The sequence below is a fragment of the Pseudonocardia sp. Ae331_Ps2 genome, assembly GCF_001932405.1.
In the GTDB taxonomy this organism is placed as follows: domain Bacteria; phylum Actinomycetota; class Actinomycetes; order Mycobacteriales; family Pseudonocardiaceae; genus Pseudonocardia.
Map to the genome: position 1 here is coordinate 1,001,985 of NZ_MCIM01000001.1, position 14,538 is coordinate 1,016,522.

The following is a 14,538-nucleotide window of genomic DNA, read 5'->3' on the forward strand; positions in this document are numbered from 1 at the left end:
TGCAGGCCGGGTGCGGCCGCGGCGAGGACGTCGATGCCTTCGTGCAGGTAACGGTAGGCCGTTGCAGTGCTGATCGCGTTGTCACCGGCCAAACATCGGACCCGGGTAGCATCACAGAACCAGCGGATCACCAGCACTGCCTGGGCGAACGGGGTCAACGCCCGCCGCCGGGTGCCACGTCGACGGCGTTGAAGGACCAGGAGCCGCGCCAGATAGGCCACGGTGCGCTCCCCGATCGGGAGGACAGCGGTGTAGGTGACAGGATCAGACATGCAGGACCTCGGTGACGGTGTCGATCTGTGCTGGACCGAACCGATCTACCGGGGTCCTGCCCCGTTCCCGCTCATCTCACCACCCTCGGCGTGTCGCCACGACCTGCCACCCCGCTACTGAGAACACCTCATTGGCTCAGGGAGGTCTACCCGCCGACTCGGGGCCGCTGGCCGAGATCGCCGCGGCGCATGGCGTGTCGGGTTCTCAGGTCGCGATCGCGTGGCTGCTCGCCCGCTCACCGACCATCCTGCCGATCCCGGGAACCTCTAAAGTCTCACACCTCGAGAACAACCTCGCGGGCGCTGCGATCGAGCTTCGGCCCGTCGAGATCGAACGCCTCACCGGTCTGGTCTAGCGGCTCGGCGCTGTGTCGAGGTCTGATGGCCGGGGCCTGTTGTGAGTCAACAGAGGTGTCGGCTGACGTGGCGCTCGAGGCAGCGGATGGCTTCACGGCGCGTGTAGCCCTCGCTGCCCCGCCGCCGCACACAGTCCTGGGTCTGTCGGTTCCCTCGAAGGCAGGCGATCGTGATCGTGTAGAGCGCCGAGTTCACCTGCGGGTCACCGCTGCGGCTGAGCCGGTGTCGATGGCTGCGGCCGCACGATGCCTCGGTGGGGATGACGCCGCAGAACGCGGCGAACGAGGCCCCGCTGGCCAGCGACGTGCAGGTTCTTGCAGGTGTTGACCCGACGCTAGCTCGACTCCCGGCAGAACGACAGCACAGCCTCGACGAACTCCTCCGGGTTCTCCTCGGCCGGGTAGTGGCCGCTGGCAGCGACCACGGCGAGAGAACCGTTCTCGGCAATGTCGGTCACGACGTCTTTCGCGATGGTTCTGAAGAAGCTCTCGGCGCCGGCCACGTAGAGCAGCGGCATGCGAAGTCTGCCGCCCGTGGACAGCAGCTCGGAATTGTCGTACCCGTCCTGGTCGAAGGCACGGTACAGCTCGAACCCGGCCCGCATCGCGCCCGGGGCGGCATAGGCCTTGGCATAGACGTCGACCACCTCCGGCGGGAACGCGCCGGCGTTGAAAGCGATGCGGTCGAAGAAGTCCTGGATGTAGACCCGCTCTCGCCCCGCCGTCAACGTCTCCGCCATGCCGTTCCGCGCATTGTGGAAGAAGAAGTGCGCCAGGTTGGAGTTGCTCAGCCTGCCGGTGGTGAGCAGCGCCCGGAAATGGTCCGTACCGGGGATGATCGCATCGACGAGGACCAGCTTCGCCACACCGTCGGCGAAGAGACTCGCATAGGCGAACGCCACCTTCATGCCGATGTCGTGGCCCACCAGCACGACCGGTTCCGTGATGCCGAGATGGTCGACGAGGAGTCGCCGGACGTCACCCGCCATGGTGCGCTTGTCGTAACCGGTCGCAGGCTTCGACGAGTGCCCCGCTCCGCGGTAGTCCACCGCGACGACCCGAAACCCCGCCGCGGCGAGCAGCGGCATCGTGTGTCGCCATTGCCACCACGTCTCCGGATAGCCGTGCAGCAGCACGACCGTGCGCTCCCCTCCACCGGTCTGCACGTAGTGGAGCTGCACCCCCGGCTCTACTTCCCTGATGCCGTGGACGAGATCGACTTCTCGGCTCATCGTCTCCCTCTGCTGGATCGTGGCGGCCGGTGCGGCCGGAGGAGTCGCCGACACCGGGGAGGAGCCACCAGCCTGCCGCGCATCCCGACCGAAGATCGAGTGGCAGGAACGACACTTATCGATACATTACTGCCATGCACGTCGTGGTCATCCCCGCGCTGGACGGCACCCCGATGTTCGAGCTCTCGACGGGCGCCCAGGTCTTCGGCATGGAGCGGCCGGCGCCGATCGGAGTGCCACCCGAGCAGTGGTACGACGTGCGGGTCTGCGCGGGCGAGCCCGGCCCGTTCCGTCTGCGCCCCTTCGGGCGCCTCGACGGGGACATGCCGGGTCTCGACGCACTCGACGAGGCCGACACCGTGCTCGTACCGCCCACGGCCGAGAAGCGGTTCGACTTCCCGCCGGCGCTGCTCGACGCACTGCGTCGGGCGCACGACCGCGGTGCCCGCATCGCCTCGGTCTGCACAGGGGCGTTCGTCCTGGCCGCCGCCGGCCTCCTGGACGGCCGGCCGGCGATCACGCACTGGGCCGATGTCGACGAACTCGCACGGCGACACCCGTCGGTGAACGTGCAGCGCACCGTGCTCTACGTCGACGACGGCGACGTGCTGACCTCGGCCGGTGTCGCCGCCGGTCTCGACCTGTGCCTGCACCTCGTACGACGTGACCACGGAAGCCGGGTCGCGAACGTCGTCGCCCGGTACTGCCTCGTCCCGCCACACCGCGACGGCGGGCAGGCACAGTACGTGCCGGCGCCGGTGCCCTCTCCCACCTCATCCGGGTTCTCCGCGAGCCTCGACTGGGCTCGCGGGCGGATCGCCGAGCCGATCGACGTGGCCACCTGGGCTCGGGCAGCGGGACAGAGCCCCCGCAGCTTCGCCCGCCACTTCCGCGCAGCCGTCGGTTCGACGCCGCTCCAGTGGCTGGCCGCGGAGCGGGTCCGGCGGGCCCGCGAACTGCTGGAGACCACCGATCTGCCCGTGGAGGCCGTCGCCGCTCATTGCGGGTTCGCGACGGCCGCAGGCCTGCGCAGACACTTCGGGCGTCACGTCGGCACCACTCCGCACGCCTACCGACGCACGTTCCACGAGCCCGTTCACGAGACGGACGGGAGGTAGGCGGGGACGCAGGCACGCGCCCGCCGCGCATGTCCCGTCGTTGCATCCGGGCGTGACCGGACCCGGATGAGCCGCCGCCGGTGTTCTCCCGAACACGCCCCGGCGTTTCTCAGCCCACCGCCCGTCCGAGCGCGGCGTCCTGCGGACCATCGATCCCGCAGTCCAACCCGAACGCCGTGAAGTCAGCCTTCCGGTGCTCGGTCAGCCCTGGTGGCGCCAGCATCGTCCGCCCGTCACAGGGAACACGATTCTCGAGCTGCCGCCGGTCCCGCTGGCGGTCCTCGTCGCCCCAGCCGCCCCCGGGGCAGGGCGCACCTCACCCGGTTCCTGGAGCTGCGAGAGGCTCCGGACCTCAGTCACGATGGTTCCGTCCGGACCGATGGAACGATCGAGGAAGCCGACGGTTCACCATCGTGGCTACAGCAGTAGCTGCCGCCACCAGGGCGACCAGACTGATCCCCATCACCCATGGACGAACAGCTGGACCACCCGAGTCAAACAGTAACAAATTGGCAATATACAGAAAAATGGCGGCAAAAATCGCGGTCATGAAGATCCAGTGGCCAGCAGTCACACGCCTGCGCCTGGCGTAACGCGTCGCGAAGTCAGCAGCACTGCCGAACTCGTCCTCCGGGGCGCCTCCCGCGCTACGAACGAAGTCCTCCACTTCTCGCAAAATCTCTTCGACCCGCTCCTCTGACTGACCGCGCATGCGCAGCTCAAACGCAAGATCGTGATAGTAGCTCATTTCTCCACCTCGGTCGGATCAGACGCAAGGGAATTCTCGACGACGGCGGCCAGCCGGCCCCACTCGACCTTGAGTCGACCTAGGGCGCCTCTCCCTTCCTCCGTCAGGAAGAACACTTTCCGCGCAGGACCGCTTCCGTCGTGCTCCCATCGGAACCCCAATCTGCCGAGTTCCTGCTGGCGCGCCAGAAGCGGGTAAAGAGTGCTCCCGGTGACGTTCTCGAGACCCTCCTCGTGAAGGATCTGACGTAAGGCGTAGCCGTGGGCTTCACCCCGAGCCAGCGCCGCGAGGACCACGATCGGCAGGACGGCCCGCGTCCAGTCCGTCGGCAGCCCCGGTGAGTCCATGAATAGATCGTGTCACGTACTAGGTCGTCTGCCAACTGGTCCATGTGCAGGGCGCCTGCCATCAGTGCAGTCGGCGCCTCAGCTCCTCGTGGGCAGAGAGCAACGCGGCCCGACCGGCCGCGGACGACTTGTACCTGCCGCCCTACGTCGGGCCTCACAGCGAGCGGCCGGAAAGAGAGTGTCGGGGCGACCCGGGACTTCTAGGCTGTGGAGCGCGTGACCGGCACACGGCCTCTGCCCACCGGACGCTGCCCATGGTGTCGGCTCCGCGATCGGCACCGATCCTGCGAGAGGCCACGGCGCACATGGACACGACCTTCGCCGTCATCCTCGCGGTGACCTTCCTGTTCACCGGCCTGCCGATGGCCACCGCTCGTCTGTCGTCGGTCGAGCAGGGCCGCCAACTCGGTTCTCCCCGAACAGCTTCCGGCTAGTGGGCGTGGTGCAGGTCGTGGGCGCACTGGCGCTCGCGATCGGCGTCTTCTGGGAACCGCTGGCCATCGCCGCGGCGATCGGATTCGCCCTCATGATGGTCGGCGCGATCATCGCCCACGTCCGGGCCGGTGACCCCGCCGCGAAGGTCGCCCCGGCGGCATTCTTCGGCTTGGCGTCGATCGCGACCGCCGTCCTCTTCATCATCTGAAGAACCCCGCTGCGAGGCCCCTGAGATCGCTGCTACCGACGGCGGAACGCATGACGTCGGCTTCAGCCGACCTGGCGGCGGCTGTTGACCTCACGTCGCGTCGAGGTGTCACGGTCGGTCCGACCAGAACCCAGGACGTGAGAGGCAGATATGCCGAGGTCAGACTCTGCAGTCCACCGTGAATCTGCACCTCAGGCGGTTCTCGACCTTCTGTCCCGCTACGAGACTGCCTTCAATGCGAACGATCCCGACACCATGGCCTCGCTGTTCACGGAAGACTGCACATTCGTGAACTTCGGTGGGGCCGTGGTACTGGGCCGCAGCGACCTGCATCGAGCGCAATCCCAGGTCTTCGCGGCGGGCGGCCCACTGGAGGCGGTCGAGGTCACCTACAGCCCGGAGCACGCGACGTTGCTCGGTGCTGATCACGCAGTGGTGCACGCGCGCCAACGCACCATGACTCCGAACGGGGAAATCCTCAGCGACGACCCCATGGAAGCCGTGTTCACCCTCGTACTGGCACGGACGGACGAGGGGTGGCGAATTCGGATGGGGCAGAACACCCCCGTCAGGACCTCAGGAGAAGTCGAGGACCAGCCGGCCGCGGATGCCACCGGCCTCGAGCATGCGGTGCGCACGGTGCGCCTGCGCCGCCGGCAGGACCTCCGCCACCCGCAGTGAGAGGACACCGTCCTCGGCCTGGCGTGCGAGCCGGTCGAGCCCGACGGTGTCGGTGATGCCCCCGGGCGCAACCATGATCGGGCGGACCGTGATGTCGCGTTCGACGGGCCCGCTCCAGCCCTGGAGCTCGACGAGGGTTCCGCCGTCGGCGAGGGCGGGCGTGATCTCGGTGGTCTGCACGGAGCCGTCCACGAGACCGGGGACCCCACCGGGAACGAGTTCGCGGATGCGGGCTGCGACATCGCTGCCGCGTTGCACGACGTGATCGGCTCCGAACCCGCGCACGAGTTCCGTGTCGACGCTCGATGCGTCCGCGATCACGACCAGGCCGTCGGCCTTGGCCAGCTCGACCGCGTATCCCCCCACTGCCCCGGCGGCGCCGGTCACGGCGACGGAGTCTCCCAGCTGCGATTCGAGTGCGTCGAGGGCGATGCGGGCGGTCATCGCGTTCATCAGCAGCGTCGAGGCAGCCGCGAAGTCGACTCCCGCAGGCGCTGCCACGACCGACTCGGCCGAGACGACGACGTGTTCGGCGTAGCCTCCGCCGTGCGGACCGGTGAACAGGGGCATCGCGACGACCCGTTGCCCGACAGAGAGCCGCCCGTCGAGCTGCGGGCCGACCTGGTCGATCACACCGGCGACGTCCATCCCGGGTACGAACGGCGGTCGACGACCGGGCATGCGCACGGCATGGCCACCGGTGCGCAGCAGGACGTCCGTAGGACTGACCGCGGCGGCGTGGACGCGGATGCGCACCTCCCCGGCGCCGGCGTGCGGCTCGGGCAGGTCCATGAGCTGCAGGACCTCGGGCCCACCGAACTCGCACATGCCGATCGCCTTCACTGCGACGCCACCTCTCGACGGGGCCGGCAGCGACGCACAGACCACCCGATCGAATCTTCTTCGATACTTCCAAGAACTTGGAAACACTGCAGAAGCTAGCATGTCGAGGTGGCCGCCATCGAGCGCGATCTGCGCCCCGTACCTGCCGACGACGTCGAGCTCGCGTCCGTGCTGCGGGCCCTGGGCGACCCGGTGCGCCTGGAGATCGTGCGACTCATCGCCGACGGGCAGCGCCGGATGACCGGCCAGATCGCCGATCAGGTGGGCCTGCCTTCGTCGACCTGCTCGTACCACCTCAAGCAGCTCTTCACCGCCGGAGTCACCGAGTGCCGCACCGAAGGCACCGCCCGGTTCCCCGCCCTCCGGCACACCATGCTCGACGAGCGGTTCCCCGGCCTCACCCACGCGATCCTCGCGACGGACCACACCGCGACCGTCCGCTGACGGGCGGCACCACGCCGTCACGACCGACCGTCCGAGGTGCACAACGGGCCTCAGCGCCCAGTACGACCGTCGATGCGTTCGCGGAGGATGTCGGCGTGCCCGGCGTGGCGCCCGGTCTCCTCGATCATGTGCACGAGCAGCCAGCGCCGCGACGGGGCCGACCTCCGTCCCGCGGGCACCGGCGCCGCCCGGTCCAGGTCGGACCAGGTGTCGATGACCGCGTCGGCGCGGGCGACGGCCTCCCGGTAGGCGGCCACGACCTGCTCGGCGGTGTCCTCGTCGCGCGGCCGGAAGGTCGCGGGCCAGTCGCGGACGGCCTCGCCGAGGAAGTAGTGGCGTTCGACGTGCGTCAGGTGCGTGAGCAGGCCGAGCAGGCTGGTCCCCGAGGGGACGCCGGGCTCGCGGGCGGCGAGGTCCCCGACGCCGTCGGCCTTGGCGGCGACCGCGCCGCGGAGGTGTCCCAGGAACCCGGCCAGGACGCTCTTCTCGTCCGCGGCGTCGCGCGGGAGGGCGGTGTCGTGGTGTCGTGGCACGGTCAGCTCCGGTGGGTGCGGGCGTCGCCGGCGCGGCGCAGGACCAGGACGGTGTCGACGACCGTGGCGGTGCGGCCGTCGGGGCCGCTCGCGAGGCGCGTGGGCTCGTCGGCGCGCTCGACGGTCCACCCGTCGGGGTCGAGACCGAGCCCGGCGGCGATCTCCGCGGCGCCGGGGTGGCGGGTGCCGGGGTCCTGGTTCCACGACCAGGGTGCGACGGACCCGTGGTCGACGACGAGGAGCAGCCCGTCCGGCCGCAGTGCGTGGGCGGCGGTCCGCAGCACCGCGTCGCGGTCCAGGGTGAACGGGGTGTGCAGGTACTGGGCCGAGACCAGGTCGAACGTCCCGTCCGGGAACGTCGTCGCGAGGTCGTGGCGCTCGGCGCGGATCCGCTCGGTGAGCCCGTGGGCGCGGGCGCGGCGCCGGAGCCCGTCGACGGCGGTGGCGGAGATGTCCACCGCCGTGACGTGCCAGCCGCGTCGGGCGAGCCAGATCGTGTCGCCCCCGGCGCCGCATCCGAGGTCGAGCGCCGTTCCCGGTGCCAGCGGACCGGCGACCTCGGCGAGCAGGGGGTTGGCGCGGGCCTCTGCCCCGGCGTGGCGGCGGTACAGCTCGTCCCAGAAGGTCTCGGGATCGGACGCGGTCGGCATGGGGTCCATCGGTCGTTCCTCCGGAAGGTGTCGGTGTGCGGTCGGACGGGTGGCCGTCACGACAGGAAGGCGAGCAGCTCGGCGAGGACGAACCCCGGGTTCTCCTCGGGCAGCCAGTGCCCGCTGCCGGGCACCTCCACCGCGCGGACCAGGTTCGGCAGGCGCGACTCGACGGACGGTCTCGTCGACTCCAGCAGTCCCTGGGCGGTCATCAGCATCGTCGGCGTCGGGACGGGGGCGGCCGCGGTGTTGTCGCGCTCGTCCCGGTCGAGCGCCCGGTAGAGCTCGAAGCCGCCGCTCAGGACCTGGGGCCGGCTGTAGGTCCGGGTGAACTCGTCGATCTCCCGCTCGTCGAACGGCGGCGCCGTGCGGCTGCCGCCGAAGCTCTCCCCGTCGAGCGCGACCTGGGCGTAGAACAGGCTCAGGTACTCGCGCACGTCGTCGGCGACGACGGCCTCGGGCACGACCCGCTTGGTGTGGAAGGCGATGTGCCAGCTGAACGTGCGGTACCTCGCGGCACTGAGCGCGGGCCCCGGCAGTGGGTAGTCGAGGTGGGCGTAGCGCAGGACCTCGTCCGGGTACTGGGCCGCGTACCGGAACCCGACCCCGGCACCCAGGTCGTGCCCGACGACGTGGACCTCGCGCAACCCCAGGTGACCCGCGACCAGTCCGTGCACGTACCGGGCGAGGGTGGCCTTGTCGTAACCGGTGGGGACACCTTCGCTGTCCCCCAGTCCCGGCAGATCGACCGCGTAGACGGTGTGGTGCTCGGCGAGGGCGGGCATGATCGGCCACCACGCGTACCAGGACTGCGGCCATCCGTGCAGGAGCACCACGGGCGGGCCGGTCCCGCCGGCGACGTAGTGCATCCGGACCCCGTCGACGTCGGCGAACCCGTGCCGGAACGTGCCGTCGAAATCGGGGTCGTCCCGGGTGGCGGCGTCGAACCCGGTCGCACCGGGAGGCACCGGTGGGGGGCCGGTGTCCGGGACGCCGCCGGTCCCGCAGCCGGCCGCGAGGACCAGCACGGTGAGGGCGACGACCACGCCATGACGTCGTGGGCCCTGCCCACCGCCCCTGCCGCGGAGGACTGCTCGGAGGAGGTTCACCTCCGCAGCATCGGCGCCCGCCTACCCGAACTGCAAGAAATCTTGCGAATCGGCAATCCCGCGGTGCGGACGGCCCCGCCGCGACGTGCTCGCCGGGACCACGTCCGCGTCGTGATCACGCGGGAGGGTGCGGCGCAGGGTCGTGACCGTCGCCGGCCGGGCGGCGCCCGATCCGTTCCGCGACGGCGACGGTCTCGTCGGAGGTGTACGCACCGCGGGTGCCGGAGATCGACATCCCGGCCGCCGCCGCGAGCGTCTTGAGCGGGTAGGGCCGTGGCGTGACGAACTCGCGGCCGTAGGCGATGAGCATCCGCATCCGGTCCTCGGCCTCCCGCATCTCGGTGCGCGCACGATCGATCTCGTTCAGCAGGACGTCCCCGTGCGGAGGCTCGCCGCCGCCGTCGGCGACGCGGAGGTAGCGCTGGAGGATCTCCCGCTGCCGGACGACCTCCTCGCGCACGGCCTCCTGCCCTGCTCGTGCCGGATCGTCCGCGTCCGGCGGGGCGGCCGGAGGGAGCGGAAGGATGATGTCGATGATGTCGTCGGTTCTGTCCCGTCTGTTCACCGCGCCAGCGTGCGCCCCCGGTTGCGCTGACCGCAATCGATTTCGGTGACCGCACTACTCCTGTGCATGCCGCCCGGCGTCGTCACGACCCCGGGCAGCCAGGGAACCGGTGACCTGCAGGTCGGTCCGCCCCGACGGAAGGTGGACGCCGCACCGGGCCAGCGCGGCGGTGACGACGGGGCGCAGCGCGCGCAGCCCGCCGTCGGCGATCTTCACGGCGACCGAGGTGCCGTCGGGCAGCGCGGCGACGGTGACGGCCTCGAAGCCGTCCTTGGCGAGCAGCCCCGGCACGGCACGCATCAGCGCGGTGACCGGACGCCGGGACCCGCCGACGAGCTCGGGGTGCCGACGCATCCCGGCCGCGACCAGGCCGTCCGGGGTCTCCGGGTCGGCCGTCACGAGCCGGGCCAGCGCGCCGGCCAGCCCCCGCAGCGAGATGGCGAACAGCGGTGCGCCGCAGCCGTCGACGGCGGTCCTGGCGACCGCGGCGCCGGTGAGGTCCTCGACGGTCTCCCGGATCGCCGTCTGCAACGGGTGCCGCGGGTCCAGGTAGCCCTCGGTCGGCCAGTCGCGCAGCACACAGGTCCGCAGCATCGCGGCGTGCTTGCCGGAGCAGTTCTGCGCCAGCTGCGACGCGGACCGGCCCGCGGCGAGCCAGGCGTCCCGCTCCTCGGGGTCGTAGGGCAGGTCGGCGGGGTTGCGCAGCGCGTCGACGCCGATCGGGCCGAGCAGCGCCCGCACGGCGCCGAGGTGGGCCTGCTCGCCGGAGTGGCTCGCGGCGGCGATCGCGAACCCGGCGGGCCCCGGCCGCAGCCCGAGCCGGGCCATCGCCGCCGCCTGCAGCGGCTTCGCCGTCGAGCGGGGGTAGAACGCGACGTCCGGGTCCCCCGCGGCGAACAGCGTCGAGCCGTCCGGGGCGAGGACCACGACCGAGCCGTGGTGCACCCCCTCGACCATGCCGTCACGCAGCAGGTGCACCAGCGGCTCGTGGGCCGGTACCCCGATCCTGGGTGGGGCGGCCAGCTGGGTCATTCCGTGTCGTCCTCTCCGTCCGGGGTGCCGTGGCCCGTGGTCCGGGTGGCCCCGCTCATCGGGTCGCGCCGCCCTCGCGGACGATCCCGGCCAGCGTCCGTTCGACGTGGCCCAGGTGGGCGGTCATCTCGGCGGCGGCGCGTTCCTGGGAGCGCTCCGCGATCGCGGCGACGATCCGCCGGTGCTCGGCGTTGGACTGCTCGCGCCGGTCGCCCAGCTTGTTGAGGAACGACGACTGCGCGGCCAGCGCCTCCCGGATCTCCTCGATGACCTTGGTGAACGCCGGGTTCCGCGAGGCCCGCGCGATCGTGATGTGGAACAGCGAGTCCAGTGCGACCCAGGTGGCGTCGTCGGTCTCGGCGTCCATCCGCCCGACCAGGTGCCACAGCTCGTCGAGGTCGGCGTCCTCGTGCCGCAGGGCGGCGTAGCCCGCGACCGGGATCTCGACGTGCCGGCGGACCTCGACGAGGTCACGGGCGCTGTAGGCGCCGAAGGTCGGGTCGTCGGTCGGACCGGTCGCGACGACGAAGGTGCCCCGCCCGGTGCGCGACTCGGTCAGCCCGAGCGCCTGCAGACCCCGGAGCGCCTCGCGGACCACCGACCGGCTGACCTCGAACTCCGCGCTCAGCGCCGCCTCGGCGGGCAGCTTGTCGCCGACCTGGTACTCGCCCCGCTCGATGGTGGCGCGCAGGTGGGACAGCACGGCCTCCATCGCGCTGACGCGACGGGGACCGTGCTGTCCGGCTGTCCGGCTGTCTGACAGGTTCACGAGGCACGAGGGTGCTGGGCGGGGCGGCCGCTGTCAAGGGAGCAGGGGCGACCGGGTCAGCCGGTCTCCTCGGCCAGCGCGACGAGGATGCCGCCCGGTCCCCGCACGTAGGCGAGCACGTGCGCCCCGCCGAACGGCACCACGTCGCCGACCGGCGCGGCGCCGTGCCTGCGCAGCCGGGAGAGCGTCTCCGCCACGTCGGTGACCGCGAACATGATCCGCCGGATGCCCGGCACGTTCACCGCGGCGTCCGGATCCCCGGCCGGCGACGACGGCGAGCCGAACCGCATGAGCTCCAGCCGGCCGTGGCCGTCCGGCGTCCGCACGACGGCCATGTCGCACCGCACGCCGTCGAGCCCGACGAGCCGGTCCACGTCCGGGCCCTCCACCGTCGCCCGACCCTCCAGCTCCAGGCCGAGCGCGCCGAAGAACGCGACCGCCTCGTCGAGGTCGGTGACGACGACACCGACGTTGTCCATCCGCAGCACGCTCATGACGTCCTCCCGATCGCGCGGCCCCCGTGGCCGCGTCCGTCCCGGGGACGGAGCCGGTCCCCCGTTCTCGACACGACTCAGTCGAGGATCTCGACCAGGCCGCTCCCGCCGTCCACCCGGACCCGCCGGCCGTCGGGGATCAGGCGGGTCGCGTGCTCCACCCCGACCACCGCGGGCAGACCGTACTCGCGGGCGACGACGGCACCGTGGGTCATCCGCCCACCGACCTCGGTGACCAGCCCGGCGATCGTCACGAACGCCGGTGACCAGCTGGGATCGGTGTAGGCGGTGACCAGCACGTCCCCGGGTTCGAGTGCGGCGCCGGACAGGTCGGCGACGACGCGGGCGCGGCCCTCGATCGTCCCGGCCGACACCGCGAGCCCGGCGAGCGCTCCGGGCGGCACGTCGTCGCGGTGGTAGGAACCCTGGAGGCACTCGCCGTCCGAGGTGAGCACCCGCGGCGGGGTCAGCGTCTCGTGCACGGCGAACTCCGCCCGCCGGGTGCGCACCAGCGCGAGGTCGGCGTGCCCGGTCCGCGAGACCTGCTCCAGCTCGTCGAACCACAGGAAGTAGGCGTCGGTGCGGTCGTCGAGCACCCCCGCGGCGACGAGCCGGTCGGCCTCGGCGAGCAGCGCGGCCCGGTAGATCGCGTAGCGGGAGACCATGCCGAACTTGGGGAACTCGCGGTAGCCGATGAAGGTCCGCAACCGTTCGATCATCAGCGCCGTCGCCGCGGCGCGGGCCTCGCCGTCGACGCCTGCACGCAGCCGGGCCAGCAGGTCGTCGCGGGTCGCCTCGGCCTCGCGGCGGCCCTCGTCGAACCGGCGACGCCCGGCACCGGGCTCCTCGCCGTCGACGTGACCGAGGATCAACGGCACGAGCGCGGCCGGCCGCTCGTGCCACCGCGGCCGGGTGATGTCGATCTCGCCGACGCAGCGGGCCCCGTAGGCGTCGAGCCAGCCGAGGATCGCGTCCCGGGCCATCGTGCCGCCCTCGACCGACGGCAGCCGCTCCAGCACGTCGTCGCCGGCCCGGCGCAGCAGCGCCACCGCCTCCGGGTACGGGCGGATCGCGTCGGCGACGTCGAGCAGCGCGAGCCCCATCTGCGAGGTCACGTTGTCGGGCACCGACCGGGTCAGCACGTCCGACGGCCGCTCCCCCAGCCACTCGCCGACGTGCTCGTCGATCCAGTACGCCGCGTCCATCGCGGTCATGAACACCCGGGTGCTGCGCGGGTTGCTCAGCCGCGCCCGCAGCTCGGGGATGTCCTCGCGGATCGCGGTGAACAGCTCCGGCCCGACGCGGCCCCGGATCCGGCGGGCCGCCTCCGCCACCGAGGCCCTGCCCTCGGCCACCAGCTCGGCGACCGGTGCGGGGTCCGGGTCGAGCGGCTCCGTGGTCGGCGCACCGTGCACCGGCACGGGCACCGCCGGGTCCGCACCGAGCTCGACCACGCCGCGGTCGAGCACGGTGCGCAGCGCGTCGGCCATCAGCGGGTCCGACCGGCCCATCACCGCGAGCAGGCCGGCACGTCCGGAGGGGGTGCCCAGGGCGTCGGTGACGTCGACGAACAGCCGCCCGCCCGCCTCGGCCATCGGGCGCGGCGTCGTCATCTGCCACACCGACAGCCCGAGCGGGCGCATCGCATCGGTCATCATCTGCTGGTAGCCGACCGACAGGTAGACGTGGAAGCGGTCGTCGTCGGTGTCGGGCACCGGGAACAACGTGGTGATCGGGCGGCTCTGGACGACCTGGAACCGGCCGCCGGACAGGCACCACTCGACGTCCTGCGGGCTCCCGAACCCGGCCTCGATGGTCCGGCCGAGCCGGACCAGGGCCAGCACCTGGTCCTCGGTGAGCAGCGGCCCGCCGTCGGGGTCGAGCTGCTCGGTACGGGTACCGCCGCCCGGCGCCGGCCGCACCGCGACCGTCCGCGGTGCCGTCCGCGCGTCGACGACCTCGGCGGTCCCGCCGGTGTCGCGGACCGTCCACGCGTCCGCCGCGACCAGGCCGGACACCAGCGCCTCCCCCAGCCCGGGCACCGCCTCGACGACTCTCACGGTCCGGTCCGAGGTCACCGGGTCGGCGGTGAACAGCACCCCGGAGACGTCCGGGACCACCATCTCCTGCACCAACACCGCCATCGCGACGGCCCGGTGCTCCAGACCCCGGCTACGGCGGTAGGCCACCGCCCGGTCGGTGAACAGCGACGCCCAGCAGTCCCGCACCCGGTCGAGCACGGCGTCGGCGCCCACCACGTTGAGGTAGGAGTCCTGCTGCCCGGCGAACGACGCCGTCGGCAGGTCCTCGGCGGTCGCGCTGGAGCGCACCGCCCACGCCGTCCCCGCCGGGGCCCGGCCGACGGCCGCGATGACCGCCGCAGCGACGTCGTCGGGGACCGGCCGGGAGACCACCAGACCGCGGATCTCGGCGGCGACCGCGGCGAGTCCGTCGTCGTCACCGATCGGCAGACCGGCCAGGCGGTCCAGCAACGCGTCGAACCCGGGCGCACTCCCCACGACGGCCCGGTAGGCGTCGGTGGTCACGCACCAGCCGCGTGGGACCGCGACCCCCGCCGTCCGGGTCAGCTCCCCCAGATGCGCGGCCTTCCCCCCGACGAGGTCCACCAGTTCCCGGCCGACCTCGTCCCACTGCAGCACCCCGTGCACGTCCACCCCCGTGTCGCCACGACGCCGCAGGTC

General features: G+C 71.9%; 19 protein-coding genes and 1 pseudogene. 6 read left to right on the forward strand and 14 right to left on the reverse strand.

All coding sequences use genetic code 11. The features are described 5' to 3' along the window. Positions 1-272: pseudogene (locus tag Ae331Ps2_RS33030) on the reverse strand (IS5/IS1182 family transposase); the annotation flags it as partial. An 11-nt stretch (positions 273-283) separates the two neighbouring features. On the opposite strand from Ae331Ps2_RS33030, the gene Ae331Ps2_RS04655 reads away from it, so the two are divergent. After that, positions 284-628 (forward strand): aldo/keto reductase, encoded by a 345-nt coding sequence (locus tag Ae331Ps2_RS04655; protein WP_083695242.1) that lies wholly within the window; start codon positions 284-286, stop codon positions 626-628. A 46-nt stretch (positions 629-674) separates the two neighbouring features. Here the strand turns inward: Ae331Ps2_RS04655 and Ae331Ps2_RS34140 are convergent, their stop codons facing one another. Together Ae331Ps2_RS34140 and Ae331Ps2_RS04665 are read right to left on the reverse strand one after the other, a co-directional pair. Next, positions 675-1,076, reverse strand: a complete 402-nt coding sequence (locus tag Ae331Ps2_RS34140) for a transposase (RefSeq protein ID WP_075310456.1) — start codon at positions 1,074-1,076, stop codon at positions 675-677. Further along, the gene (locus Ae331Ps2_RS04665) at positions 964-1,860 is read right to left on the reverse strand and encodes an alpha/beta fold hydrolase (RefSeq protein ID WP_075312864.1); all 897 of its coding nucleotides are present in this window, start codon (positions 1,858-1,860) and stop codon (positions 964-966) included. The genes Ae331Ps2_RS34140 and Ae331Ps2_RS04665 overlap by 113 nt, the downstream gene beginning before the upstream one ends. Before the next feature lie 134 nt (positions 1,861-1,994). Between Ae331Ps2_RS04665 and Ae331Ps2_RS04670 the strand changes: the two genes are divergently transcribed. Further along, the gene (locus Ae331Ps2_RS04670) at positions 1,995-2,978 is read left to right on the forward strand and encodes a helix-turn-helix domain-containing protein (protein WP_075310454.1); all 984 of its coding nucleotides are present in this window, start codon (positions 1,995-1,997) and stop codon (positions 2,976-2,978) included. Between the two features lie 352 nt (positions 2,979-3,330). Here Ae331Ps2_RS04670 and Ae331Ps2_RS30960 read toward each other — a convergent pair whose 3' ends face one another. Continuing rightward, positions 3,331-3,726 carry a hypothetical protein gene (locus tag Ae331Ps2_RS30960; protein ID WP_139318940.1) on the reverse strand — a complete coding sequence of 132 codons (396 nt, stop codon included), beginning with the start codon at positions 3,724-3,726 and terminating at the stop codon, positions 3,331-3,333. After that, entirely contained in the window at positions 3,723-4,073 is a 351-nt protein-coding gene (locus Ae331Ps2_RS04675) for a PadR family transcriptional regulator (protein ID WP_075310452.1), read from the reverse strand. Before Ae331Ps2_RS04675 ends, Ae331Ps2_RS30960 begins: the two co-directional genes overlap by 4 nt. Before the next feature lie 305 nt (positions 4,074-4,378). Here Ae331Ps2_RS04675 and Ae331Ps2_RS33825 point away from each other — a divergent pair, with 305 nt between their 5' ends. The 3 genes from Ae331Ps2_RS33825 to Ae331Ps2_RS04685 all read left to right on the forward strand — a co-directional run bounded on the left by Ae331Ps2_RS33825 (position 4,379) and on the right by Ae331Ps2_RS04685 (position 5,397). Further along, a complete protein-coding gene (locus Ae331Ps2_RS33825) occupies positions 4,379-4,507 on the forward strand; it encodes a hypothetical protein (RefSeq protein WP_020621644.1) in 129 nt (42 codons plus the stop codon). After that, positions 4,507-4,716: a DoxX family protein gene (locus Ae331Ps2_RS31800; protein ID WP_158071533.1), complete on the forward strand. Its 210-nt coding sequence runs from the start codon at positions 4,507-4,509 to the stop codon at positions 4,714-4,716. Before Ae331Ps2_RS33825 ends, Ae331Ps2_RS31800 begins: the two co-directional genes overlap by 1 nt. 150 nt (positions 4,717-4,866) lie before the next feature. Beyond that, positions 4,867-5,397: an SgcJ/EcaC family oxidoreductase gene (locus Ae331Ps2_RS04685; protein ID WP_075310450.1), complete on the forward strand. Its 531-nt coding sequence runs from the start codon at positions 4,867-4,869 to the stop codon at positions 5,395-5,397. On the opposite strand, the gene Ae331Ps2_RS04690 is transcribed toward Ae331Ps2_RS04685, so the two are convergent. Then, positions 5,293-6,240, reverse strand: coding sequence for an NADP-dependent oxidoreductase (locus tag Ae331Ps2_RS04690; protein ID WP_075310448.1), 948 nt, complete (start codon positions 6,238-6,240; stop codon positions 5,293-5,295). The two genes, Ae331Ps2_RS04685 and Ae331Ps2_RS04690, sit on opposite strands and share 105 nt — an antisense overlap. Positions 6,241-6,348: 108 nt before the next feature. Here Ae331Ps2_RS04690 and Ae331Ps2_RS04695 point away from each other — a divergent pair, with 108 nt between their 5' ends. After that, complete coding sequence (locus Ae331Ps2_RS04695; protein ID WP_233147649.1) at positions 6,349-6,684, forward strand: helix-turn-helix transcriptional regulator; 336 nt, start codon at positions 6,349-6,351, stop codon at positions 6,682-6,684. Between the two features lie 50 nt (positions 6,685-6,734). Here Ae331Ps2_RS04695 and Ae331Ps2_RS04700 read toward each other — a convergent pair whose 3' ends face one another. The 8 genes from Ae331Ps2_RS04700 to rph form a co-directional block, all read right to left on the reverse strand. Then, the gene (locus Ae331Ps2_RS04700; protein WP_020628004.1) at positions 6,735-7,217 is read right to left on the reverse strand and encodes a DinB family protein; all 483 of its coding nucleotides are present in this window, start codon (positions 7,215-7,217) and stop codon (positions 6,735-6,737) included. A 2-nt stretch (positions 7,218-7,219) separates the two neighbouring features. Next, positions 7,220-7,876: a cyclopropane-fatty-acyl-phospholipid synthase family protein gene (locus Ae331Ps2_RS04705; RefSeq protein WP_369804850.1), complete on the reverse strand. Its 657-nt coding sequence runs from the start codon at positions 7,874-7,876 to the stop codon at positions 7,220-7,222. A 47-nt stretch (positions 7,877-7,923) separates the two neighbouring features. Next, complete coding sequence (locus Ae331Ps2_RS04710; RefSeq protein ID WP_233147650.1) at positions 7,924-8,913, reverse strand: alpha/beta fold hydrolase; 990 nt, start codon at positions 8,911-8,913, stop codon at positions 7,924-7,926. A 178-nt stretch (positions 8,914-9,091) separates the two neighbouring features. Then, complete coding sequence (locus tag Ae331Ps2_RS04715; RefSeq protein WP_063718833.1) at positions 9,092-9,541, reverse strand: hypothetical protein; 450 nt, start codon at positions 9,539-9,541, stop codon at positions 9,092-9,094. Between the two features lie 54 nt (positions 9,542-9,595). Then, the gene (locus Ae331Ps2_RS04720; RefSeq protein ID WP_075310446.1) at positions 9,596-10,573 is read right to left on the reverse strand and encodes an asparaginase; all 978 of its coding nucleotides are present in this window, start codon (positions 10,571-10,573) and stop codon (positions 9,596-9,598) included. A gap of 55 nt (positions 10,574-10,628) precedes the next feature. Next, on the reverse strand, positions 10,629-11,285 hold the full coding sequence (locus Ae331Ps2_RS04725) for a FadR/GntR family transcriptional regulator (RefSeq protein WP_075310444.1): 657 nt from the start codon (positions 11,283-11,285) through the stop codon (positions 10,629-10,631). A 113-nt stretch (positions 11,286-11,398) separates the two neighbouring features. Next, on the reverse strand, positions 11,399-11,836 hold the full coding sequence (locus tag Ae331Ps2_RS04730) for a VOC family protein (protein WP_020628000.1): 438 nt from the start codon (positions 11,834-11,836) through the stop codon (positions 11,399-11,401). Between the two features lie 77 nt (positions 11,837-11,913). Next, positions 11,914-14,511, reverse strand: coding sequence for a rifamycin-inactivating phosphotransferase (gene rph / locus Ae331Ps2_RS04735; RefSeq protein ID WP_075310442.1), 2,598 nt, complete (start codon positions 14,509-14,511; stop codon positions 11,914-11,916). Positions 14,512-14,538 lie beyond the last annotated feature (27 nt).

Coding starts and splice junctions, on each gene's coding strand:
- Ae331Ps2_RS04665 (WP_075312864.1), bottom strand. CDS start 1,860: ATGAGCCGAGAAGTCGATCTCGTCCACGGCATCAGGGAAGTAGAGCCG.
- Ae331Ps2_RS04670 (WP_075310454.1), top strand. CDS start 1,995: ATGCACGTCGTGGTCATCCCCGCGCTGGACGGCACCCCGATGTTCGAG.
- Ae331Ps2_RS30960 (WP_139318940.1), bottom strand. CDS start 3,726: ATGAGCTACTATCACGATCTTGCGTTTGAGCTGCGCATGCGCGGTCAG.
- Ae331Ps2_RS04675 (WP_075310452.1), bottom strand. CDS start 4,073: ATGGACTCACCGGGGCTGCCGACGGACTGGACGCGGGCCGTCCTGCCG.
- Ae331Ps2_RS33825 (WP_020621644.1), top strand. CDS start 4,379: ATGGACACGACCTTCGCCGTCATCCTCGCGGTGACCTTCCTGTTCACC.
- Ae331Ps2_RS04685 (WP_075310450.1), top strand. CDS start 4,867: ATGCCGAGGTCAGACTCTGCAGTCCACCGTGAATCTGCACCTCAGGCG.
- Ae331Ps2_RS04705 (WP_369804850.1), bottom strand. CDS start 7,876: ATGGACCCCATGCCGACCGCGTCCGATCCCGAGACCTTCTGGGACGAG.
- Ae331Ps2_RS04720 (WP_075310446.1), bottom strand. CDS start 10,573: ATGACCCAGCTGGCCGCCCCACCCAGGATCGGGGTACCGGCCCACGAG.
- Ae331Ps2_RS04725 (WP_075310444.1), bottom strand. CDS start 11,285: ATGGAGGCCGTGCTGTCCCACCTGCGCGCCACCATCGAGCGGGGCGAG.
- Ae331Ps2_RS04730 (WP_020628000.1), bottom strand. CDS start 11,836: ATGAGCGTGCTGCGGATGGACAACGTCGGTGTCGTCGTCACCGACCTC.